Genomic DNA, 21,800 nt, shown 5'->3' with positions numbered 1-21,800 from the left:
TTTAGAAATTACTAAAATGTTAATAATGAAAAGAAATGTCAATGATAAATATATAAAAGAAGATTTACAAGTAGCTTTGGCACCAATCACATTAATCATTATCAAGAGTAGTAAGTGACCTATTAAGTTTCAGGAATACACGTTTTAAAAACTTAATCAAAGTCGTTAATATTGCTAAAACTGCTATCATCAATGAAACAGTAATTTTAAGCTGAGAAGTTTATTAATTTTTTACTAAATGAGCAGTGGTGCTTTTTCTTGTGGTTAGTTTTAGATTATTGTATAATGTCGGTGGGTGATAAAAATAATGAATTTAACAAAAAAAAATAAAATATTATATTTAGTTACATTGATATTAGTAGTTGGTGGTGACTTGTTTACAAAACATTTAGTATCATCATCAATGTTATTAGGACAGTCTCATGAAATCATAAATAATTTCTTTTATTTTACCTATGCTCATAACACTGGAGTTGCCTGGGGGATGTTTGCTGGTAAATTAGGGTTATTTATTGTTGTTGCTATTATTGCAGCAGTTGTGATGATCGTATTTTTTAGAAAGACAAAAAGTGAGGAAGTGTTGACACGTTTTGGTCTAGTGTTGACTTTTGGAGGAATGATTGGAAACTTAGTTGATCGAATCTTTTTAGGATATGTCCGAGATTTTATCGATGTAATTATTTTCAATTATAATTTCCCAATTTTTAATATTGCAGATATGGCAGTTGTGATTGGAGTAGCATTGATAATTGTTGAGATTGTTTTTGAGGAGTACATTCATGGAAAAAATTAATTTAATAATTGAAGAGGATAATAATTTACGGCTTGATAAAGTTATTGCGATGCAGTTACAGGAGTTATCACGGACGCAGATCCAAGATATGATCAATCAGGGATTAGTGCTGGTTAATCAAAAAAAGGAAAAAGCAAGTTATAAAACAAAATTAAATGATGAAATTGAAATCACAATTTTAGATAATGTGGATTTGGATATCGAACCGGAAGATATTTCTTTAAAAATTGTTTATGAAGATGAGGATGTAATTGTAGTTGATAAGCCAACAGGAATGATCGTTCATCCATCGGCTGGAATAATGCACGGAACATTGGTAAATGCATTATTATTTCATTGTAAAGATCTTTCAGGAATCAATGGTGTTAACCGGCCGGGAATCGTTCATCGAATTGATAAGGAAACAAGTGGTCTCTTGATGGTCGCTAAAAATGATAATGCACATCGTTTACTATCAAAACAATTAAAGGATCATACTGTTGTTCGTCGATATGTAGCATTAGTGCATGGACTTATTCCTCATGAACATGGGAAAGTCGATGCTCCAATTGGGCGTAATCCTAAAGATCGTCAAAGTATGGCAGTGACACGGACAAACAGTAAAGAAGCAGTTACTAATTTTACAGTATTAAAGCGCTATAATGCTATGAGTTTGATTGAGTGTCGATTAGAAACAGGGAGGACACATCAAATTAGAGTACATATGAGTTATATTGGCTATCCGGTTTATGGAGATCCTAAATATGGGTATCGTAAGGATGATTTTAGTCACGGACAGTTTTTACATGCAAAAAAACTTGGTTTTATTCATCCAACCACACAAAAATATATGGAATTTGAAAGCCCATTACCTGATTATTTCCAAGCTAAATTAGATGAGTTACAGGAGGAATTGAAAGATGAGTAAAGTAATTAATTGGACCCAATATTTTATGGGAGTTGCTAAATTATCAGCTTTTCGTTCAAAGGATCCAAATACCCAAGTAGGTGCTTGTATTGTAAATGAAGCAAATAAAATTGTTGGGGTGGGGTATAATGGTTTACCATGGGGATGTGAAGATAATGAATTTCCATGGGAAGTGCGTGAAGGTGATTTGTATGAGACCAAATATCCTTATGTCGTTCATGCTGAATTAAATGCAATTTTAAATAGTACAGGACAATTAAAAGGTTGTCGTATTTATGTTTCATTATTTCCTTGTCACGAGTGTGTAAAGGCGATTATTCAAAGTGGTATTAGTGAAATTGTTTATGAAGATGATAAATATAAAGGGACTGACAGCGATCGTGCGGCTAAAAGGATGTTAGATGCAGCAGGTGTAAAATATACTAAAGTTGAGCCTTTTGTGATTGAAGTTAAATAAGGTTGTCGTTTTGACAACCTTTTTGTATATTTATTTTAAAAAAATGAATAATAAAAAAGGATAACCATGTTATCCTAGATCAAATCTTTAATGCGTTTAAAGTTAGTCATGTTTGTTTTGGTAACTTTATTAAGCATCTTAGCGCCATATTTGTTAGCTACTTCAATAGCAATGGCATCAACGCTATTACTATTCCCGCGCGGTAACTTCATTTTAAGACTTCGTGACATGTTACTAAAATATTGTAAATATGCATATTTTGATAAAATCATTGAACATATAATTGCTAAATATTTTTCTTCGCCTTTTTGGACAAAGGTTAGATCTTTAACAACGATCACTTCACTTTTTAAATAGTTATAATACGTTTTGGGAGAAACAAACTGATTGACTAGTTTGTTTTTAATTGGCATACTTACTTTTTGCATTACATTAGTAACAGCTTGGTTATAAAGTTTTGCCTTAATATTAGCTAGGTTATTTCCAGCTTTGGCCATTGCATTATAATGAGAGTTATCAAGGATTAATAAGCTATATATAAGACGATCTTTAATCTCTTTAGCAACCCGAACAAGTTCTTTGTTGTCCATGTCTTTAGGGTCGCGAACACCGATACTGACTAACCAGTCAAAATCGCGCTCATCTACATAACAGGCAACAACGCATAATGGTCCAAAGAAATCTCCAGATCCAGTCTCGTCACATCCAATATGACTAATATTAGTATATTTACTAGCGTCGTTTAAGGCACTGCTACTGTCGGCCATACTAGAGTCGCTAAAAGCTACAAGTTTATCGTAAGCATGCATATTAATAATGTTGATTCTTTTTGAACTATTATTTCTAACTACATTCATGTTCATTACTTGTCCTCCTAGTCCTACTAAATTAGTATATCATATTTCTAATCTTTTTGACAGTACAAATTTGTTTTGATACAATGTATATTAAAAGAAATTGAGGTGTTTTAATGAATTTTGCACTAAATTCCATGGCAATCGACACAGTTATTGTTTTTATTCTATTGCTAATGTTGATTTTTGGCTATTTTAAAGGTTTTGTATATCGAGTATATGATTTGATGGCAACAGTAGTATCGTTGCTTGCAGCACTATATGCTTCTTCACCGCTTTCAGCAATATATCAAATATATAAAGTTGAAGGGATTGGGGAAATTGTTGGTAAGACAATAAATCGATTTATTATATTTATTATTTTATTTATTGCTTTAAAAGTTATTTTATTAATTATTGGTAAATTTATTAAACCAATATTAAAAAATATAATCTATACAATTAGTATTTTTGAGCATCTTGATCATCTTTTAGGAGCGTTAGTTAGCTTAATTGAAGGAACGATCATTATTTATTTAGCTTTAATTTTTGTAATTACACCAATTATTCCAGGAGGAAAAGAGAATGTTGAGAAAACAGTTGTAGCAAGCAAAATTTTAGAGCTTGTACCTTCAGTTACTGAAGAAATGAAAGCATTATCAGACGGGTTTGATGTTTTTACTAATATTATTAATGATGGGATAAATTATGATAGTTTTGATGCCCGAAACGTTGCTGCGCTTGCTGCTTCATTGAACAGTGCTTATAAACATGGTTTAATTAATCAGGAAGACCTTGAATCAGCGTTAATAAAATATTATGATGAAATCGATCGGGTTAATGAGCCTATTTCGTTAAATCAAGATCAATATAATGAGGTTGTTGATGTATTATCAAAATTAGATTCAGCTAAATTTGATCAAACAAAAATTTTAAATAAGATAATAGTGAGTGAATAGAATGAAAAATATATATGATACATTAGAATTTAATCAAATTAAAAATAAAATCAGTACTTATTGTGTTAGTTCATTAGGGAAAACAAGGATAGCTGAGTTAATGCCGTTAAAAGATACTGATGATTTGAAGCTGGAACAAAAATATTTAGATCAAGCAATGAAACTGATTTTTAAATACGGGAAAATGCCAATCGGTCATTTTATTGATATTGAACCGTTATTATTAAAAACAACAAAAGATGGTACTTTATTCGGTGAAGATTTTGTCCAAATTGTTTATTTGTTGAATAATGTCAAAGAAGTACAAAGCTATTTGAGCGAAAAAGAATTGGTAGACAATGAGCTGTTGCAATTATGCAATGCGCTAGTTTTACCTAAACAATTATTAGCTGATATTAATCGCTGTATTGATAGTAGTGGAAATGTTTTAGATGGTGCTAGTTCGGAATTAAGACGAATTAGACGCCAAATTTTATCAATTGAATCTAATATTAGAACAAAAATTGATCAAGTAAAAGTTGCTAATAAAGATTATTTAAGTCAAGAAGCTATTTCTTCAAGAAATAATCATCTGGTTTTGCCTGTCAAAGCCGGCAATAAAAATTTAATTAAAGGAATTGTCCATGCAGTTTCATCAAGCGGACAAACAATGTTTATTGAACCTGATATAATTGTTCAAATGAATAATCAGCTAGTTCATGCTAAAGATGATGAACGACGTGAAGTAAATCGAATCTTAACCGTACTTTCGAATAATGTAAAAGACCATTATGATGTTCTACATGAAGACCAAGAACTAATGATTGATATTGATGTTATTTTCGCAAAGGCTGCTTATGGAGTCAAAATAGATGGAATAGTTCCAGAAGTGGCTGAAGACTACCAGCATTTTAGCTTGATTAGAGCGAGACATCCTTTAATTGAGCCACATGATGTTGTAGCTAATGATATAGTGTTAAATGCACCAAAGAGAATGTTATTGATTAGTGGATCGAATACAGGAGGGAAAACAGTTGTTTTAAAAACGGCTGGGTTATTAAGTGTGATGGCACTGTGTGCTATGGCTTTGCCTTGTACTAAAGCAACGGTTCCAATGTTTGATCAAATTTGTGTTGATCTCGGTGATGAACAATCAATTGAACAATCATTGTCAACTTTTTCTAGCCATATGAAAAGATTAGTTGAAATAACAAATGAAGTAACTGAAAAATCATTAGTTTTACTAGATGAAATTGGTTCTGGAACAGATCCGCGTGAAGGACAAAGTATTGCTGAAGCAATCTTAAGATATTTACATCAAATCAATCCCTTGATTGTAGCTTCAACCCATTATTCAGGCTTAAAAGAATTTGCTAAAAATGAAGATTATATTTTAGTAGCAGCAGTAGAATTTGATCAAGAACTGATGCAGCCAACTTATCGCTTGATTGAGGGCAGTGTTGGGAATTCTTATGCGATCGAAATTTCATCGCGATTAGGTCTTAATCAAGAAATTGTTGATATGGCTTATCAAATCAAAGAAGAAAGTCTGACAGATACAGATAAATTATTAGAAAAACTGCAAAATGAACTAGCTCAGGTTCAAATTGAAAAAGATCGTTTAGAAGCTTTAACAAACGAAACAGAAGTTAAGATGAATAAATATGAACGCTTAATTAGCAGTTTTGAAAAACATAAAGATGAAATGATGGAAAAGGCAAAAGCGGAAGCTAATAAACTACTTGAGGAATCGAAGCAGGAAATTGATTTAGTGGTAGAAGATTTAAAACAACAAGCTGTTTTAAAACAACATGTTGTCATTGATGCTAAGAGAAATCTTGATTTATTAAAACATGAACCAAAAAAAGTTATTAATGAAGAAGTCCATGAATATCAAGTTGGTGACGTAGTCAAAGTATTATCAGCTAATCGTCAGGGGGAAATTCTTTCAATTAATAAAAAGGGAATTTTAACTATTAATATGAGTGGATTAAAATTAAATGCAAAGCCCGAGGAAGTTAGCTTTATTTCTAAGAAAGTGAAGCCTAAAAAAGTTAAATCAAATCTAAAATCTTTGCGAAAAACAACAAATCAAAGCTATGAGTTGAATATTATAGGTAAACGTTATGAAGAAGCAATGGCAATCGTTGACAAATTTTTAGATGATGCAATTGTTAATAATTATACAATGGTTCGGATTATTCATGGAATGGGAACCGGAGTATTACGAAATGGAGTTCGTAAAATGTTAGATAAAAACAAGAATGTTGTTAGCTACCGGGATGGTGGGCCTAATGAAGGAGGACTTGGGGCAACCCTTGTATATTTTGAATAATGAATCGTCAGATGATTAAAGATAAACTTTCGCTTTTACCGTTACAGCCAGGCTGTTATTTAATGAAAGATAAAGATAATACAGTTATATATGTTGGTAAAGCGAAAAAATTAAAAAATCGTGTTTCTTCATATTTTGTTGGAGCACATAATTATAAAACAACAAAGTTAGTTCAAGAAATTGTTGATTTTGATTATATTGTTACGGATTCAGAAAAAGAGGCATTATTATTAGAGATAAATTTAATCAAAGACTATAGTCCTAAATACAATATCTCTTTTATGGACAATAAATATTATCCATATATACAATTGACTAAAGAAAAGCATCCACGTTTAAAAATTGTTCGCAATGCTCAAGATAAAAAACATAAACATTTTGGTCCGTTTCCTGATGGTACAGCGGCTCGTGAAACATTTAAATTGTTAAATCGGCTCTATCCATTGAGAAAATGTAATCATATTCCTAAAAAACCATGTTTATATTATTCCTTGAATCAATGTGTTGCACCATGTATTCAAGAGGTCAGTGATGAAGTTTATAAGGAAATGACATCAAGTATTACGAAGTTTATTCAAGGGGATACGAAAGAAATCATTAATGATTTACAAAATAAAATGATGAGTGCCAGTGAGGTACAAAATTATGAATTGGCTAAAGAATGCCGTGATTTAATCACTCATATTCAGCATGTGACAAGTAAGCAACATGTGCAATTTAATGATTTAGTTGATCGTGATATTGTAGGTTATTATAGTGACAAAGGATATTTATGCTTGCAGTTATTCTTTATGCGAAATGGAAAGTTATTAGCTCGTGATTTAAATCTAGTTCCTGCACAGGATGACTATCAAGAACAAATTATCTCATTTTTAGTACAGTTTTATCAAGAAAATACTGAGCCTAAAGAGTTGCTGGTGCCCCAAGAACTAGATATTGAATTATTAAAAGAAATTGTAAATTGTAAAATTATCAAACCCCAAAAAGGAAATAAAGCAAATTTAGTAGCAATGGCAAATGAAAATGCTAAAGAACAACTAGAAAAGAAGTTTTTATTGATTCAAAAAAATGAAGCTTCTACAATTGGAGCAATCAAGCAGCTGGGAGAAATATTAAATATTCAATTGCCTCGAAGAATTGAATTATTTGACAACTCAAATATCCAGGGGGCTTATGCGGTTGCAGGGATGGTTTGTTTTAAAGATGGAACACCATCAAAAAAAGATTATCGTAAATTTAAGATCAAGACAGTTGAAGGACCGGATGATTATGCCAGTATGAAAGAGGTAATTTATCGGCGTTATTATCGTGTTTTAATGGAAGGGCTGGAAAAGCCGGATTTAATTATCGTCGATGGTGGTAAAGGGCAAATTAAAGTGGCAAAAGAAGTCATTGATGCGTTAAATCTTAATATTATGGTCTGTGGTCTGGCAAAGGATGATAGACATTCAACTTCAGTCTTGTTAGATAGTAGTGGTGAAGTGGTAGAAATAAATCGAAAAAGTGAGTTATTTTTCTTACTGACAAGAATGCAGGATGAAGTTCATCGCTATGCAATCAGTTTCCATAAAAATGTTCGTTCTAAATCTTTATTTCAATCTATTTTAGATAGTGTAGAAGGAATTGGACCAAAGCGAAGAAAAATGTTACTTAAAGAGTTTGGCAGTGTAAAACAACTAAAAGAAGCACAACTGGAACAGTTAGAACGTGTTTTACCACATGAGGTAGCATTAAATCTATTTAATGTATTAAAAGCAGACACCGAAAAGTAGTTTTCTCATATATTAGAGTATGAGGTGAACGTAAAGATGAATATAATCCTGACTCCTAGAGAAAAGGAAATTTTTAATCTTTTAATTAAGAATCAGTCAACGAGAGATATTGCTAAAACGTTAGGAATTAGTGAAAAAACAGTTCGTAATCATATTTCTAATGTGATTCAAAAATTAGGTGTCGATTCAAGGATTCAAGCAGTTTTTGAATTGATTAAATTTAAGGAATTAGAACTATAATCTAGTTCCTTTTATTATGGTTTTTTAATACTAGTTGGTATATAATGGAACAAGGTGATATTATGAAATTGAAAAGATGGCATTTATATTTAATTGTAACACTTTGTTTTACGATTGCTTTTATTTCAATAAACCGCAAGTATGATCGCTTTTATCGGGTTAATGGAATTAATAATGATAATCGCGCTTTAATAGAGATGTATTTAGATGATGAAGAACAAGATTACTTAGTGGAAAATGCGATTGCAGTCGATCAGTTTATTAAATATATAGAATTTCCGGAGTTTAAATTACAGTATTATGAATTTTATAATGCGTTAAATAGAACAAATAAATATTCAAACTATAGTGATTTGATCAATGTTGGTAATCAGCTGGCAAGTAAATTGGAAGTTTCTTTTGCTAGTAATGCACTATCAAGATGCAATACACTAATAAAAAATGATTTAGTCAATGCTTATATTAATCAAGAAGGTTTTTCTTTCGATAATATTGATTATTACCAATTGTTACGGTCACTTTATGATGAGGGTGATTATACATACATTGCAGATACTAATACTTATTTATCAATTATGAAAGAGTTTGATGGTTTAGAAGGTAAAAAATTATATGATAATGTTAAATTGCTGAGTAATAATTTTACTAAGGGTTCATTAGCATCGCTCTTTAATCATGATTTGCAGCCTAATGCCAAACGAATTTATAACCCAAGTGATTTAGCTTTGGTTGTCAATAACGAGACATATATAGGTGGTTATGAACCGAAAAATCAGGTTGAGATACGAGGAATACCTCGAGTCAAATATTCTATGTATCTTCAAGAAGATGCAAATAATAGTTTAATGGAGATGTATCGGGCACTTAATGATGAGGGATATAATGATATGGTTTTAACAGCGGCTTATATCAGCTATGATGTGGCATCTTTAGGTAGTAGCGGAATCTTACCGGGCTATAACGAATATCAGCTTGGGACCACTATAAATCTTCAAAAAAGGGAAATAAGTATTGCTGATTTTGATCAAACTGACATATATAAGTGGTTGATCAATCATTGCCATGAATATGGTTTTATACTGCGGTATCCAAGTGATAAAGTTGATGTGACAAATCATGAATATAGCTCTACAACATTTAGGTATGTAGGTAAAGAAATTGCTTCTAAATTACATGTTCAAAATTTAGCTTTAGAAGAATATAACGCAAACGAGGAGTAACTATGGAAAGAGCGATTGGGGTATTTGATTCCGGTGTAGGCGGTCTAACGGTCTTGAATTCTATCAGGACCTTGCTGCCTAATGAAAATATTATTTATATTGGTGATAATTATCATTGCCCTTATGGTGAAAAAACACGAGAACAACTATTTAGTTATGCAAGTGAAATAGTTGAGTATTTTATTAAAGAAAATGTCAAATTGATTGTCTTGGCATGTAATACTACTAGTGCTACGGTCTTAAATGAACTGCAAGCTGTTTATAAGGAAGTCTTGATCATTGGAGTGATTGATGCAACAGTGGAAGATTTTATCAGTCGCGGAGTCGATAATACTCTTGTTATAGCAACAGCAGCAACGATTAATTCTCATAAGTATCCAGATACGATTGATTGTTATCAGACTGGAATTGAGGTGTTTACGTTGCCAACACCTAAGTTAGTTCCTTTAGTGGAGGCTGGAATGGATAAAAAAGATATTTATGATGTATTGCATGAGTATTTGGATTCTTATGCAGGAAAGATTAAATCAATTATTTTAGGTTGTACGCACTATCCCATTTTAGAGAATCAAATAAAAGATATTTTACCAGATATTGAATATATTTCCAGCAGTGATGCTGTTTGTAAAAATGTTCGAGATGTTTTAATTAAAAATAATCTATTAAATCTTAATAAAAATAAATTTATTAAGATTTATACAACAGGTAGAGTTGATGAATTTTTAAAATCATCAACAGGTTTTTTTGATTATACAGATTTGGTTGTTGAACATATTATTATAAAATAGTTAGTCGTGATTTTATAATCCGACTAATTTTTTTGATGAAAGTATTTTTATTAAATAAGAAATATATAATATTTATTTGGTCTTTTAAGAGGATCACTTCATATTATTATATTGAGGTGATTGGATGAAAAGAAAACTACGTAATGGTATTATCATTTGTGCTTGTTTGATGGTATGCTTTTTCTGTATTAAACAAGATAATAATAGGAATGAAAAAAAGAATACTGCTACGATGACAGCAAATTATCAAACAGTTGTATTTAGAGACGATAAAAACACATTAGTTCCAATTGAAGTAGATTTTGGTGCTGAAGTTGAAGATGATACAAAATATCGTAATATGATTGAGGTAATGAAATCTAATGATTACGAGTATTTAGGTTTACATCCTATCTTAGATTCGAACCTGCAAGTGAATGCCATGGCAATTAATGATAAATCATTAACCTTTGATTTAAGTGATAATTTGTATGTTAACAGTAATCAGGAAGCACTTGACATTTTTGAAATGTTTTCTTATGTTTTTTGTAACGGAGATATTGAAAAAGTAAATTTAAAAATTGATGGTAATGATATTAGTACTTTACCGAATAGTACAGTACCAGCAAGCTGTATTACAAATCAGTTGGGTATCAATAATTTTGAAGCAAGCACTAATTATATTTATAAAACAACACCAGTTGTTGTTTATAATACAGAGACTATCAATAACAAAGAATATTATGTTCCTGTAACTAAACGAATTGAAACAAATGAAAATGATATTGATACAAAAGTATCAATCATGTTAAATGAAATGGATTATGATAAACCATTATCATTAGTTGATCAATGTTCGTTACAAGATGGAACACTATCAATTCATTTAGCTGCTAATATTTTAAATGATAATGAATCGATTGATAATACTTTGTATAATCGAATCGTTAAATCAGCTAGTCATTTAGAAAATGTTAAAAAAGTTTCATTATTTGTAGATAATCAAGAGATAGACCCAGTTCAAGATGTAAATGGTGAAGTAGACAACCGAATTAAAATGTAATTTAACTTTGAACCTTAATTGTGTATAATAATGTCAGGTGATAAATATGAAGAAAGTAGTAGTAATGTCCGATAGCCATGGTTATCATAAGATGATCGATGAAGTACAACGTTTAGAACCTGATGGCGATTACTATGTTCATTGTGGTGATAGTGAAGCACGTGAAGAGCAGTTAAAAGGCTGGATATGTGTTCGTGGAAACAACGATTGGATGGCTCCTTTTGATGATGAAGTTGTTTTTGAAGTTGAAGGAGTAAGATTTTTAGTTACTCATGGGCATCGTTATGGATATTATAAACGTGAAGAAGCGATGGTAGATGATTTGCTGAGACATGGTTGTGATGTATTATTATCAGGACATACCCATGTTCCTCAATGTGATGAGGTGACGGGTTTTTATTTAATTAATCCTGGTTCAACCACTTTGCCTCGTCGTGGGAGTGGAAAATCTTATTGTACTATTCTAGTTGACCAGGGAAAAATAGAAGTTAAATTTAAACAAATATTTTGTTAAAAAATGCTTGCACATCTCTTTTAGATATGCTATTATATATGAGCAGTCAAGAGAGAGAGGTCTACGTAGCTCAGCTGGATAGAGCACACGCCTTCTAAGCGTGCGGTCAGGGGTTCGAATCCCTTCGTGGACGCCATTTGATTAAAAATGGCTCTAAACCAATGGTTTGGAGCTTTTTTATTTTATATAAAAGGAACATTTGATGCTCATGATGCATATAAATAAATAGGAGATGAGCAGATGGAAAATTTGTATTGTTATGAACAAAAACTTCAATCCTATTTAGATGAGTATCACTGTATTTTAAATCAAATGATTAATAAAATGACTAGTGTTGAATTGTCGTGCAGCATATCTTATAATTTTATGGTTCAAATGATCCCGCATCATCGTGCGGCAATTTTAATGTCATGTAATTTATTAAAATACACTAAGAATGAAGCTTTACAAAATATTGCTTTTAACATTATAAAAGAACAAACAAGAAGTATTGAGAATATGTGGAGAATTTTATGTGATTGTCAAAATCAGACAAATTCTCAAGAACAGTTGTATGATTATCAAAATAGGCTTGATATTATCGTAGGAACTATGTTCACAAAAATGGCTGAGCCATCACGCAGTAATGACATTGATGTAAATTTTATTAATGAAATGATTCCACATCATGAAGGTGCTATTGCAATGGCGAAAACAACTTTGGAATATCCAATTTGTTCTGAATTAAAAACAATTTTACAAGCTATTATAACGTCTCAATCAAATGGAGTAAGGCAATTAAAAACAGTTTTAGAAGATATAACTTGTTAATTAATATTGGCTATTAAATGGAAAGGTAACTATGATGGATTTAAATTACATTCAAACTCCACTAAGGAATCAAACTATTGAAGAACAAATAAAAGATTTTTATTTGCTTAATAATAAAGAAAGAACATATCAGCATGTTCTTGGAGTGGCTATGGCAGCAGAAAAATTAGCTTTGCAATATCAAGAAGATATTAGAGCTTGTATTGTAGCAGCTTTATTACATGATATTAGTGCTGTTATTACTCCCCAAGATATGATGAAAATTGCTAATGAATTACAATGGCAATTAGATAGTGCAGAAAAGATATATCCATTTTTATTGCATCAAAAAATATCTGCTTTAATAGCTTATGAGTATTTTCAAATTAGGAATTTATCAATTTTAAAGGCAATCGAATCACATACAACACTAAGATCTAATCCTAGTAAATTAGATATGATTATTTTTATTGCTGATAAACTAGCTTGGGATCAGCCTGGGGAACCACCGTTTAAAAAGAATATTGAAATGGCATTAAATGATTCTTTAGAAGCAGCTTGTTATCAGTATATAAAATATCAGTTTGACCACGATCTATTATTATTTCCTCATTGTTGGATCATTGAGGCATACCGATGGTTAGAAAAGTCACATTGTAAATAACATGTGGCCTTTTTGTTTGCTTAAAATTTTAAGGGGGTTTAAACTGTAGGAAGAAGGGAGATTATTAAATGTTAATACGTAAAATAGAGGAAGTTGATTATCAGGACGTGTATCAATTAGTTAAATATGAATTAGGATACCAAAACTTGGAATTTAATAAATTTTGTTGGCGACTTGATCAAATGCTTCAAGATACAAACTATCAAATTTATGTTGCAATTATCGATTACAGAGTAGTAGGGATAATTGGATTGATGTTAGGTTGGGGGGTAGAAATTGAAGGGAAAATTATGAGAATTATTGCGTTGGCAGTAGAACATAGATATCAAGGGCAAAAAATTGGAAGTTCTTTAATTGCGTATAGTGAACAATACGCCCTGAGCAAACAGGTAAGTGCCATCACAGTCAATAGCGGACTTGAACGTCGTCGAGCACATGAATTTTATAAGAAAAATGATTATTATAAAAAAGGTTATAGCTTTATTAAGAAATGTGAATAAGTTGTGAATAAAGTACTAATTGTTCTTGAATTTCACCTTTGACAAAGGAATACAATATTGATGAGGTTTTAGAATTGCTTGATATTAAAAATAAAAAAACTGCTTTTATTAGTGAATTATCAGGCAGACCGCATCATTACAATTGAAGATGGAATCATCATTGATGACATTAAAAGTAAATAAAAGCGTAATAATAGATTTTAGAGTTAACGTTATGAGTAGAGGGATTCAACTAATGACGTTACTCTATTTTTATTAATTGAAACAATTAATAACCTTGATATAATAATAAAAAAAGATGATTTTTAAAAGAGGCAGGTGATCTTTATATGGATATTAAGAGTTTGCTAGAGTTATTTAGAAAATCTCCCGAACTATTTTTAGATACAAGTGGGAGATCTGGTGCCAAAACCTACTGCTATCAAGATTATTATTTAAAAATTGGAAAAAAACATGAATTAGAGGCAGAGTATCGGGCATTAATATATTTTAGTAAGTATAATTACAGTCAAGCGGCGCTAGAATATAGCAGTAGTGAGCGAGATTATTTATTAACTAAGAGAATGTCAGGTATGTGCAGCTGTGCCCCAAAACTAATTTCTAATCCAGAGATATTAGCAGTAACTTTGGGAAAGCTGTTAAGAAAGTTCCATGATACAAAATTTACTGAAGCTATATCTATAAATCATAATGAAGAAATATTAAAACGTGTATTTTTAAATTATCAACAAGCCAACTTAGATGAGCAAATGACACAAGGTATTGGCTGCTTAGAACTTGACGAGGTGTTTAGTTATATTAATGCTAAAAAGGATATTTTAGTTGAAGATACAGTTATTCATGGTGATTATTGTTTGCCAAATATTTTTTAGACCAAGATTATCGTTTTTGCGGTTTTTTGGATATGGGACGTGCGGGAGTAGGTGATCGCCATTATGATTTGTTTTGGGGAAGATGGTCACTTGCTTATAATCTAGGTAATGATAAATATGGTGATTTATTTTATGAAGCATATGGAAATGAAGTAATTGATCCAGAGCGTTTGAAATTAATCGCATATATTGCTTGTCTAGATGGATAAAGGTAAATAACTTGGCGTTTTAAAAATAAAAAATGACGAATATTCGTCATTTTAAAATAAACCTAATAGTGCTTGCATTGATAAACAAACCACAGTAATAGCCACCCAACAGCAAAATCCCATGAAAATTGGTTTGGCACCGCTTTTTACAAGTTTAACAATATTTGTATTTAATCCGATAGCTGCCATTGCCATAACAATAAAAAATTTGCTAAGATCTTTAATTGGTGCGGTAATATTACCAGGCAGGTTGAAGACTGTTGTAATAACAGAAGCTAGGATAAAGAATAAGATAAAGAAAGGAAAAATTTTCTTGAGATTAAAAGTACTTTCACTTTTTTCAGCATCGCGAGTACGTTTAAAAGCTAATACTAAGGTAATTGGAATAATTGCTAGTGTTCTTGTTAATTTAACAATCGTTGCTTGATCTAGGGTATTACTTCCATGAATACCATCCCATGCAGTTGCAGTGGCGGTAACAGAGGATGTATCATTGACTGCACTTCCAGCAAAAAGTCCAAAACCATCATTTGATAATCCTAGCATACCGCCCAAAGTTGGGAAAATTAAGGCGGCAAGAATATTGAATAAAAAGATTACTGATATAGCTTGAGCGATTTCTTCATCGTCAGCTTCGATAACTGGTGCGGTTGCAGCGATTGCAGAACCACCACAAATTGATGAACCAACCCCGATCAGTGTTGAAATCTTTGATGGCATTTTTAATACTTTGCATAGTACATAGGCTACGACTAGAGAAGTTGCAATCGTTGAGATAATTATTGGTAAAGATGAACTTCCTGTTTTTACAATATCGCTTAAATTCATACCAAATCCTAATAATATAACGGCGTATTGTAAGATTTTTTTAGAAGTATATGTGATCCCACTTTGAACTTTGCTTTTATCTTTAACTAAGAATGTAATGATCATTCCCATTAAAATGGCAAATACGGGACCGCCAATCAATGGCAGTTGTTTACCGAGATAGTATGCTGGCATTGCAATAGCTAGACATAGAATAACTCCTAAAGCATTATTTTTTATTTTTGACATTTCTAATCCCCCTTTGTCGAAGTTATTATACATAAATCAAACAATAAATAAAAATTATATATATTTATATAACGATAATAATATGTTATAGTTATAATGAGGTGATTTAATGTTAGATTTTCGGATCGATACTTTTTTGGCGGTATGCAAATATATGAATTTTACTAAAGCAAGTCAGTATTTAAATATTACTCAGCCAGCTGTTTCGGGTCATATTCGTTATTTAGAGGAATATTATGATGTTAAGTTATTTATGTATATTGGTAAAAAGATGCAATTAACTAAAGCAGGAAAAATTTTGCTTGATGTAGCTACAACATTAAAGCATGATGATATTTTTTTGAAAAATAAATTAAATAATTTGTCATTGAAACAAGAGCTGGTTTTTGGAGCAACACTTACAGTAGGGGAATATGTGATGCCTAAAGTGATTGATCAATTGTTAAATGAAAATCAAAACACAATGATTAAGATGCAGGTTGCAAATACAAGTGAGTTATTAAAGATGATCAATGAAGGACAACTTGATTTTGCTTTAGTTGAAGGATACTTTAATAAATTAGAGTATGATTATCGAAAATTTTGTCAAGATGAATATATATGTGTTGGTTCAATTGATTTTCCATTGTCAATAGTCCATGATATTAGTGAATTATTTAAGTATAATCTAATTATTCGTGAAAATGGCTCAGGTTCACGAGAAATTATTGAACGATGGTTAAAAGAGCGGAATTTAGATATTGATGATTTTAGTAATATTATTGAAATTGGTAATATTAATATGATCAAACGTCTTGTTAAAAATAATCATGGAATAACTTTTATCTATAAATTAGCTGTTGAAAAAGAATTAGCTGAAAGAAGATTGAAGCAAGTCAAAGTAAATGCTTTAACAATAAAACATGATATTAATTTTATCTGGCGTAAAAATAGTGTTTTTAATGACTACTACGAAGAATTATTTGAGGTGTTTCGATTGCAAAATGATAAAGTATTGCTATAATTACGTTTGTAAGGAGTGATGATTATGCCTTTGACAGATGATGATTTTTTAAAGGATAGTAAGTTAGAACTTTATAATGAAGTGATTGAAAGTCTCCAAGAACAAGAAGAAACTACAGATGTCTTGGATTATGAATTTGATTTAGAAGAAGAATAGTGATGTATCCTCGATACATCATTTTTAAGGAGAAAATATGATTGAAGAATATATAGCTAATAATCAATTTCAAGATGCACTTGATCTATTGAATGATATGGATGACGAAATGACGCGGTATCAGCGTCTTGTTTGTCTTTATGGTTTAGGTGAATATCAAATGGCTAAAGCTGAAGGAATGTTAGCAAAAGCGAAAGCAAGTAATACCTATTATGATGTTGTAAGTATTTATGTGGCTACTTTAAAGGAACTAGAGGAGTTTGAAGAAGCAATCAATATCATGGTAGAAGAATTATCAATGCCATATATTCCGTATGAATATGAAGCAATCTTTAATGCTGCTCATGATGAACTGCTGTTAGCTAAACGTGAAGCAAACGAGGGAATGGAACGGCATAATAATGCTTTTAGTTTGGATGATATGGAAAATATTTTGATGAAAGATTTGCCTAATGAGGATTTATTGTATATGGCAATTGAACAAATGGAAGGAATTAATATTCGGCGCCTATTACCAGCTATTCGTAATTTTTTGAAAGATGAAAATAAGCCTAGCTTCGCTAAGAGTTTACTCATTGAATTGATGATTGATCAAGAAATAGATGAAGAAATGACCTTGGTAAAAAAGGGGATTGAATATGGAATTAATCCAAGTTATGCTCCATTAGTTTTGAATCAAGAAGTTGGTGGAACGATCTTAAATCTTTTATCTGAAGGAATTGAAGATGATAATCCTTCGTTATATTCATTGTGTGAGCAGTTTCTAAATTTCTATCTATATTTAGTTTATCCTAAATATATCGATGATTATGATTATCGTCCAATTGCTGCAGCAATTCATTATCATATTGCGTCGATGCAGTATATTGACATTGAATTAGATGATATCGAGTACCTTTATAATTGTGATAAAGAAGAAATTTTAGAAAAATTAAATGAAATTAAAGAAATTGAATATTAAAGTACTGAAATTGCAAGATTAATTGTTCAAAAAAGTTGAATTAATAGTATTGTTAGTATATAATACGTGATGAAACTAAAAAAGGAGAATAGTATGAAAATCAATAATAAAAAATTAGAAAATGCAATCGTAGAACTAACAGTAGCATTTGATAGTGAAGAATGGAAAGCTACTCAAGAAAAAGCACTTGATAAATTAGCTAAAAATGTAAAAATCGATGGTTTTAGACCAGGTAAAGCACCTGCAGCTATGGTAAGAGCAAGAGTTTCTAAAGCTAGTGTTTTAGAAGAAGCAACAGATATGATTTTACAAACAAAATTTGTTGAAATTTTAACTGAAGCAAATGTTGAACCAGTAGCACAACCTGCTTTAAGTGTTCAAAAAGTAGATGCTGATGAATTGGAAGTTCAAATCTTAGTACCAGTAAAACCACAAGTTGAGCTTGGTGAATATAAAGGATTAGAAGTTAAAAAAGGTCGCGTTACAGTAACTAAAAAAGAAATCGAAGAACAATTAGCAAACTATCAAACTCAATTTGCTGAATTAACAGTAAAAGAAGGTGGGAAAGTTGCTAAAGGTGATACTGCAGTAATTGATTTTGAAGGATTTGTAGACGGTGTTGCTTTTGAAGGTGGAAAAGGTGAAAACTATCCATTAGAAATCGGTAGTGGTTCATTTATTCCAGGATTTGAAGATCAAGTGATTGGAATGACTGTAGATAAAGAACAAGATATCGTTGTTACTTTCCCAGAAGATTATGGTGCAGCTGATTTGGCTGGTAAAGAAGCTACTTTCAAAGTGACTGTACATGAAATCAAAGAAAAACATTTACCAGAAATTGATGATGAATTAGCTAAAGATGTAAATATTGATGGTGTTGAAACTTTAGATCAATTGAAGGATCATATCAAAGCTAATATTAAAACTCGTAAAGAATCTGAAAATGAAAATAAATTCATGGATGATTTATATAAAGCAATCGTAGCGTCTTCTAAAGTAGAAGACAGTGATGCTTTATTAGAACAAGAACAAGGATTAATGTTACAAGAAATTGAACAAAATTTACAAAGACAAGGGTTAAATTTTGAAGTTTACCAACAATTTACTGGTAAATCAAAAGATGATATCAAAGAAGATATTAAACCTCAAGCTGAAGAAAGAGTGAAATTAAATGCTATTCTTGCAGCAATTATCGAAGAAGAAAAATTAGCAGTTAGTGATGAAGAATTAGAAACAGAATTAAAAACAATTGCTGAATATTATCAAAAAGAATTAGACGAAGTTAAGAAAATTTTCGAAGGAAATATGAGCCGTATCGAAAACGATTTGTTAACTCGTAAAGCTGTTGATTTAGTAAAAGACAACTTAAAATAATGAAAAGACGCTCATGCGTCTTTTTAGTAAAATAGCGAAATAGGAGGAAATAGAATGAATGAACAAACTGTATTAACGTTACCGGTAGTTTGTACACGGGGCATGATTGTTTTCCCAGAAAACAGGTTAACATTAGATGTTGGTCGTCCAGTGAGTTTAAAGGCACTTGAATTAAGTGCTAATGAACATGATAACAATATCATTTTTGTCTCACAAATCAATCCATTAGTGGATAATCCTTCTTTTGATGATGTGTTCCATATTGGAACTCTTTGTAAAATTGATCGTAAAGTGCGCCGTGACAGTTCGGGAACTATCAAATTAACTGTTTTGGGGGCAAAAAGAGTTAGGCTGACTAACTTTGAAGAACAACAAGGAAGTATCTACTCAACTGTTGAAATTATTGAAGATGAATTTGGAGATCGAAATGAAGAAGTTGCTTTAGTTCGTAAGACAACTTCGTATTTTGAACAAGCAAAACGCAGTATGCCAAATATGCCGCTAGATTCAATCAATCGATTAACTAGTGGAGTATCAGCAAGTGTTTTAGCTGACACAATTGGACAATATTTACCAATTGATCTTAATCAAAAACAAAAAATCTTAGAAACTATTAATATCAATGAACGTTTATTATTAGTAGCTAGTTCAATTGAATCGGAAAAAGTGATAGGTGAAATTGAAGAAACGATTAATCGTAAAGTTCGTGAAAGTATTGATGAAAATCAACGTGAGTACTATTTAAGAGAAAAACTTCGGGCTATTAAAGAGGAATTAGGTGATAGTGTACCGAAGGAAGACGATGCAGAAACGATTCGTGAAGAACTTGAAAAAAATCCTTATCCACAGCATGTTAAGGATAAAATTGAAGAAGAATTACGCCGTTTTGAAACAATGCCAGCAGCTTCTTCAGAAGCTAATGTAGTAAGAACATATATTGACTGGATGATGAAAACACCTTGGTATCAAGAAACTAAAGATGTTGAAGATATTCAAGCAATTGAAGATGTTTTAAATGAAGATCATTATGGTCTTGAAAAGGTAAAGGAACGAATTGTTGAATACTTAGCGGTTAAACAAATGACTAAATCGCTAAAAGCACCAATTATTTGTCTTGCTGGTCCACCAGGGGTTGGGAAAACTTCAATCGCTAAAAGTATTGCCCGTGCACTACAGCGTGAATTCATCAAGGCATCATTAGGTGGAGTTAAAGATGAAGCTGAAGTACGTGGACATCGTCGTACTTATCTTGGGTCTATGCCAGGAAGAATTATTCAAGGGATGAAGAAAGCGGGAGTAATAAATCCGGTCTTCTTACTTGATGAAATCGATAAGATGTCAAGTGACTATAAAGGTGATCCGACTAGTGCAATGCTTGAAGTTTTAGACCCTGAACAAAATAGTCAATTCTCTGATAATTATTTGGAAGAACCATATGATTTATCAAAAGTATTGTTTATCGCTACTGCAAATGATCTAGGAAATATTCCAGCTCCGCTTAGAGATCGTTTGGAAATCATTGAACTATCTTCATATACAGAACAAGAAAAACTAATGATCGCTAAAAATCATTTAATTAAAAAGCAGTTAGCTTTACACGGTTTAAAGGAAGATCAACTAGTAATTGAAGATGATGCAATTATGGCGATTATTCGTCACTATACGCGCGAAGCTGGAGTTCGTGATCTTGAGAGATTGCTGGCAAAGATTTGTCGTAAAGCGGTATTAATCGTTTTAAAAGAAAAACGTGATAACTTAACAGTTAATAAAGAAAGTTTAGAAAAACATTTAGGTAAAGCACCATTTGAACATACTAAGAAATTAGCTCATAGCCAAATAGGTGTCGTTACTGGTATGGCATATACACAATTTGGTGGAGATATTTTACCAATTGAAGTCAATCATTTCCAAGGATCTGGTAAATTTATTATTACTGGTCAATTAGGGGATGTAATGAAAGAATCAGCATCGATTGCATTAGACTATATGAAAGCTAATAAAGAGAAATATGGTCTTGAAAAAATTGCATTTGATAAAGAAGATATTCATATTCATGTGCCTGAAGGAGCTGTAAAGAAAGATGGCCCTAGTGCAGGTGTTACCTTGACCACTGCTATCTACTCAGCTTTTAAAAATCAGCCGGTTCGCAATGATATTGCTATGACGGGTGAAATTACATTACGGGGAAATGTGCTGCCAATTGGTGGTTTAAAAGAAAAATCAATTTCAGCGCATCGTTCTGGAATTAAAAAGATTATTATCCCAAAGGATAATGCTAAAGATATTGATGATATACCAAAATCTGTTCAAGATGAATTAGAAATCGTATTAGCTGATCATATTGATACAGTACTAGATCACGCACTTGAAAAATAGG

The 21,800-nt window shown here is 31.4% G+C and carries 23 protein-coding genes and 1 tRNA gene; 22 read left to right on the top strand and 2 right to left on the bottom strand.

All coding sequences use genetic code 11. The features are described 5' to 3' along the window. The first annotated feature begins 307 nt into the window (after nucleotides 1-307). The 3 genes from lspA to KTF99_RS00415 are packed head-to-tail and all read left to right on the top strand — an operon-like array spanning nucleotide 308 to nucleotide 2,157. A complete protein-coding gene (gene lspA / locus KTF99_RS00425) occupies nucleotides 308-793 on the top strand; it encodes a signal peptidase II (RefSeq protein WP_003536649.1) in 486 nt (161 codons plus the stop codon). Beyond that, entirely contained in the window at nucleotides 780-1,700 is a 921-nt protein-coding gene (locus KTF99_RS00420; RefSeq protein ID WP_003536651.1) for an RluA family pseudouridine synthase, read from the top strand. Before lspA ends, KTF99_RS00420 begins: the two co-directional genes overlap by 14 nt. Further along, on the top strand, nucleotides 1,693-2,157 hold the full coding sequence (locus tag KTF99_RS00415; RefSeq protein ID WP_003536653.1) for a deoxycytidylate deaminase: 465 nt from the start codon (nucleotides 1,693-1,695) through the stop codon (nucleotides 2,155-2,157). Before KTF99_RS00420 ends, KTF99_RS00415 begins: the two co-directional genes overlap by 8 nt. Before the next feature lie 74 nt (nucleotides 2,158-2,231). Here KTF99_RS00415 and rnhC read toward each other — a convergent pair whose 3' ends face one another. Then, a complete protein-coding gene (rnhC, locus tag KTF99_RS00410) occupies nucleotides 2,232-3,020 on the bottom strand; it encodes a ribonuclease HIII (protein WP_008791471.1) in 789 nt (262 codons plus the stop codon). 107 nt (nucleotides 3,021-3,127) lie between these two features. Between rnhC and KTF99_RS00405 the strand changes: the two genes are divergently transcribed. The 14 genes from KTF99_RS00405 (at nucleotide 3,128) to KTF99_RS16965 (ending at nucleotide 14,873) form a co-directional block, all read left to right on the top strand. Further along, on the top strand, nucleotides 3,128-3,949 hold the full coding sequence (locus KTF99_RS00405; RefSeq protein ID WP_003536657.1) for a CvpA family protein: 822 nt from the start codon (nucleotides 3,128-3,130) through the stop codon (nucleotides 3,947-3,949). 1 nt (nucleotide 3,950) lies between these two features. Continuing rightward, complete coding sequence (locus KTF99_RS00400; protein ID WP_008791472.1) at nucleotides 3,951-6,263, top strand: endonuclease MutS2; 2,313 nt, start codon at nucleotides 3,951-3,953, stop codon at nucleotides 6,261-6,263. Then, entirely contained in the window at nucleotides 6,263-8,035 is a 1,773-nt protein-coding gene (gene uvrC / locus KTF99_RS00395; RefSeq protein ID WP_003536660.1) for an excinuclease ABC subunit UvrC, read from the top strand. Before KTF99_RS00400 ends, uvrC begins: the two co-directional genes overlap by 1 nt. A 36-nt stretch (nucleotides 8,036-8,071) precedes the next feature. Further along, the gene (locus tag KTF99_RS00390; protein WP_003536661.1) at nucleotides 8,072-8,275 is read left to right on the top strand and encodes a helix-turn-helix domain-containing protein; all 204 of its coding nucleotides are present in this window, start codon (nucleotides 8,072-8,074) and stop codon (nucleotides 8,273-8,275) included. Nucleotides 8,276-8,337: 62 nt separating this feature from the next. Then, nucleotides 8,338-9,495, top strand: a complete 1,158-nt coding sequence (locus KTF99_RS00385) for a M15 family metallopeptidase (RefSeq protein ID WP_009008991.1) — start codon at nucleotides 8,338-8,340, stop codon at nucleotides 9,493-9,495. A 2-nt stretch (nucleotides 9,496-9,497) separates the two neighbouring features. Further along, nucleotides 9,498-10,283, top strand: a complete 786-nt coding sequence (gene murI, locus KTF99_RS00380) for a glutamate racemase (RefSeq protein ID WP_003536663.1) — start codon at nucleotides 9,498-9,500, stop codon at nucleotides 10,281-10,283. A 124-nt stretch (nucleotides 10,284-10,407) separates the two neighbouring features. Further along, the gene (locus KTF99_RS00375) at nucleotides 10,408-11,325 is read left to right on the top strand and encodes a GerMN domain-containing protein (RefSeq protein ID WP_003536664.1); all 918 of its coding nucleotides are present in this window, start codon (nucleotides 10,408-10,410) and stop codon (nucleotides 11,323-11,325) included. A gap of 46 nt (nucleotides 11,326-11,371) precedes the next feature. After that, nucleotides 11,372-11,839 carry a metallophosphoesterase family protein gene (locus tag KTF99_RS00370; RefSeq protein ID WP_008791474.1) on the top strand — a complete coding sequence of 156 codons (468 nt, stop codon included), beginning with the start codon at nucleotides 11,372-11,374 and terminating at the stop codon, nucleotides 11,837-11,839. Between the two features lie 59 nt (nucleotides 11,840-11,898). Continuing rightward, nucleotides 11,899-11,975, top strand: a tRNA-Arg gene (locus KTF99_RS00365). A 104-nt stretch (nucleotides 11,976-12,079) separates the two neighbouring features. Further along, the gene (locus KTF99_RS00360) at nucleotides 12,080-12,649 is read left to right on the top strand and encodes a DUF305 domain-containing protein (RefSeq protein WP_029480338.1); all 570 of its coding nucleotides are present in this window, start codon (nucleotides 12,080-12,082) and stop codon (nucleotides 12,647-12,649) included. Between the two features lie 34 nt (nucleotides 12,650-12,683). Then, nucleotides 12,684-13,292 carry a bis(5'-nucleosyl)-tetraphosphatase (symmetrical) YqeK gene (yqeK, locus tag KTF99_RS00355; protein WP_029480336.1) on the top strand — a complete coding sequence of 203 codons (609 nt, stop codon included), beginning with the start codon at nucleotides 12,684-12,686 and terminating at the stop codon, nucleotides 13,290-13,292. Between the two features lie 68 nt (nucleotides 13,293-13,360). Continuing rightward, entirely contained in the window at nucleotides 13,361-13,792 is a 432-nt protein-coding gene (locus KTF99_RS00350; RefSeq protein ID WP_029480334.1) for a GNAT family N-acetyltransferase, read from the top strand. Between the two features lie 329 nt (nucleotides 13,793-14,121). Further along, the gene (locus KTF99_RS00345; protein WP_254210073.1) at nucleotides 14,122-14,664 is read left to right on the top strand and encodes an aminoglycoside phosphotransferase APH(3'); all 543 of its coding nucleotides are present in this window, start codon (nucleotides 14,122-14,124) and stop codon (nucleotides 14,662-14,664) included. Continuing rightward, nucleotides 14,643-14,873 (top strand): hypothetical protein, encoded by a 231-nt coding sequence (locus tag KTF99_RS16965; protein WP_254210072.1) that lies wholly within the window; start codon nucleotides 14,643-14,645, stop codon nucleotides 14,871-14,873. The genes KTF99_RS00345 and KTF99_RS16965 overlap by 22 nt, the downstream gene beginning before the upstream one ends. A 51-nt stretch (nucleotides 14,874-14,924) precedes the next feature. Here KTF99_RS16965 and KTF99_RS00340 read toward each other — a convergent pair whose 3' ends face one another. Further along, nucleotides 14,925-15,929 (bottom strand): YeiH family protein, encoded by a 1,005-nt coding sequence (locus tag KTF99_RS00340; RefSeq protein WP_008791477.1) that lies wholly within the window; start codon nucleotides 15,927-15,929, stop codon nucleotides 14,925-14,927. 109 nt (nucleotides 15,930-16,038) lie between these two features. Here KTF99_RS00340 and KTF99_RS00335 point away from each other — a divergent pair, with 109 nt between their 5' ends. From KTF99_RS00335 to lon, 5 genes are all read left to right on the top strand, one after another. Continuing rightward, nucleotides 16,039-16,932 carry a LysR family transcriptional regulator gene (locus tag KTF99_RS00335; protein ID WP_008791478.1) on the top strand — a complete coding sequence of 298 codons (894 nt, stop codon included), beginning with the start codon at nucleotides 16,039-16,041 and terminating at the stop codon, nucleotides 16,930-16,932. A 24-nt stretch (nucleotides 16,933-16,956) separates the two neighbouring features. After that, the gene (locus KTF99_RS17335) at nucleotides 16,957-17,088 is read left to right on the top strand and encodes a hypothetical protein (protein ID WP_003536675.1); all 132 of its coding nucleotides are present in this window, start codon (nucleotides 16,957-16,959) and stop codon (nucleotides 17,086-17,088) included. Nucleotides 17,089-17,125: 37 nt separating this feature from the next. After that, a complete protein-coding gene (locus KTF99_RS00330; protein WP_003536677.1) occupies nucleotides 17,126-18,049 on the top strand; it encodes a hypothetical protein in 924 nt (307 codons plus the stop codon). A 93-nt stretch (nucleotides 18,050-18,142) separates the two neighbouring features. Continuing rightward, nucleotides 18,143-19,423 carry a trigger factor gene (gene tig, locus KTF99_RS00325; protein ID WP_008791479.1) on the top strand — a complete coding sequence of 427 codons (1,281 nt, stop codon included), beginning with the start codon at nucleotides 18,143-18,145 and terminating at the stop codon, nucleotides 19,421-19,423. Nucleotides 19,424-19,477: 54 nt separating this feature from the next. Further along, nucleotides 19,478-21,799, top strand: a complete 2,322-nt coding sequence (lon, locus tag KTF99_RS00320; protein ID WP_029480331.1) for an endopeptidase La — start codon at nucleotides 19,478-19,480, stop codon at nucleotides 21,797-21,799. Nucleotide 21,800 lies beyond the last annotated feature (1 nt).

The sequence above is a fragment of the Erysipelatoclostridium sp. MSK.7.34 genome (assembly GCF_019041935.1).
Classification (GTDB): domain Bacteria; phylum Bacillota_I; class Bacilli_A; order Erysipelotrichales; family Coprobacillaceae; genus Thomasclavelia; species Thomasclavelia ramosa.
The sequence above is the reverse complement of the archived record's forward strand: the minus strand, read 5'-3'. Positions and strand labels throughout refer to the sequence as shown.

What these genes read in the sequence shown, in the direction of transcription:
- lspA (WP_003536649.1), top strand. Translation starts at nt 308, where the DNA reads ATGAATTTAACAAAAAAAAATAAAATATTATATTTAGTTACATTGATA.
- KTF99_RS00420 (WP_003536651.1), top strand. Translation starts at nt 780, where the DNA reads ATGGAAAAAATTAATTTAATAATTGAAGAGGATAATAATTTACGGCTT.
- KTF99_RS00415 (WP_003536653.1), top strand. Translation starts at nt 1,693, where the DNA reads ATGAGTAAAGTAATTAATTGGACCCAATATTTTATGGGAGTTGCTAAA.
- rnhC (WP_008791471.1), bottom strand. Translation starts at nt 3,020, where the DNA reads ATGAACATGAATGTAGTTAGAAATAATAGTTCAAAAAGAATCAACATT.
- KTF99_RS00405 (WP_003536657.1), top strand. Translation starts at nt 3,128, where the DNA reads ATGAATTTTGCACTAAATTCCATGGCAATCGACACAGTTATTGTTTTT.
- KTF99_RS00400 (WP_008791472.1), top strand. Translation starts at nt 3,951, where the DNA reads ATGAAAAATATATATGATACATTAGAATTTAATCAAATTAAAAATAAA.
- uvrC (WP_003536660.1), top strand. Translation starts at nt 6,263, where the DNA reads ATGAATCGTCAGATGATTAAAGATAAACTTTCGCTTTTACCGTTACAG.
- KTF99_RS00390 (WP_003536661.1), top strand. Translation starts at nt 8,072, where the DNA reads ATGAATATAATCCTGACTCCTAGAGAAAAGGAAATTTTTAATCTTTTA.
- KTF99_RS00385 (WP_009008991.1), top strand. Translation starts at nt 8,338, where the DNA reads ATGAAATTGAAAAGATGGCATTTATATTTAATTGTAACACTTTGTTTT.
- murI (WP_003536663.1), top strand. Translation starts at nt 9,498, where the DNA reads ATGGAAAGAGCGATTGGGGTATTTGATTCCGGTGTAGGCGGTCTAACG.
- KTF99_RS00375 (WP_003536664.1), top strand. Translation starts at nt 10,408, where the DNA reads ATGAAAAGAAAACTACGTAATGGTATTATCATTTGTGCTTGTTTGATG.
- KTF99_RS00370 (WP_008791474.1), top strand. Translation starts at nt 11,372, where the DNA reads ATGAAGAAAGTAGTAGTAATGTCCGATAGCCATGGTTATCATAAGATG.
- KTF99_RS00360 (WP_029480338.1), top strand. Translation starts at nt 12,080, where the DNA reads ATGGAAAATTTGTATTGTTATGAACAAAAACTTCAATCCTATTTAGAT.
- yqeK (WP_029480336.1), top strand. Translation starts at nt 12,684, where the DNA reads ATGGATTTAAATTACATTCAAACTCCACTAAGGAATCAAACTATTGAA.
- KTF99_RS00350 (WP_029480334.1), top strand. Translation starts at nt 13,361, where the DNA reads ATGTTAATACGTAAAATAGAGGAAGTTGATTATCAGGACGTGTATCAA.
- KTF99_RS00345 (WP_254210073.1), top strand. Translation starts at nt 14,122, where the DNA reads ATGGATATTAAGAGTTTGCTAGAGTTATTTAGAAAATCTCCCGAACTA.
- KTF99_RS00340 (WP_008791477.1), bottom strand. Translation starts at nt 15,929, where the DNA reads ATGTCAAAAATAAAAAATAATGCTTTAGGAGTTATTCTATGTCTAGCT.
- KTF99_RS00335 (WP_008791478.1), top strand. Translation starts at nt 16,039, where the DNA reads ATGTTAGATTTTCGGATCGATACTTTTTTGGCGGTATGCAAATATATG.
- KTF99_RS17335 (WP_003536675.1), top strand. Translation starts at nt 16,957, where the DNA reads ATGCCTTTGACAGATGATGATTTTTTAAAGGATAGTAAGTTAGAACTT.
- KTF99_RS00330 (WP_003536677.1), top strand. Translation starts at nt 17,126, where the DNA reads ATGATTGAAGAATATATAGCTAATAATCAATTTCAAGATGCACTTGAT.
- tig (WP_008791479.1), top strand. Translation starts at nt 18,143, where the DNA reads ATGAAAATCAATAATAAAAAATTAGAAAATGCAATCGTAGAACTAACA.
- lon (WP_029480331.1), top strand. Translation starts at nt 19,478, where the DNA reads ATGAATGAACAAACTGTATTAACGTTACCGGTAGTTTGTACACGGGGC.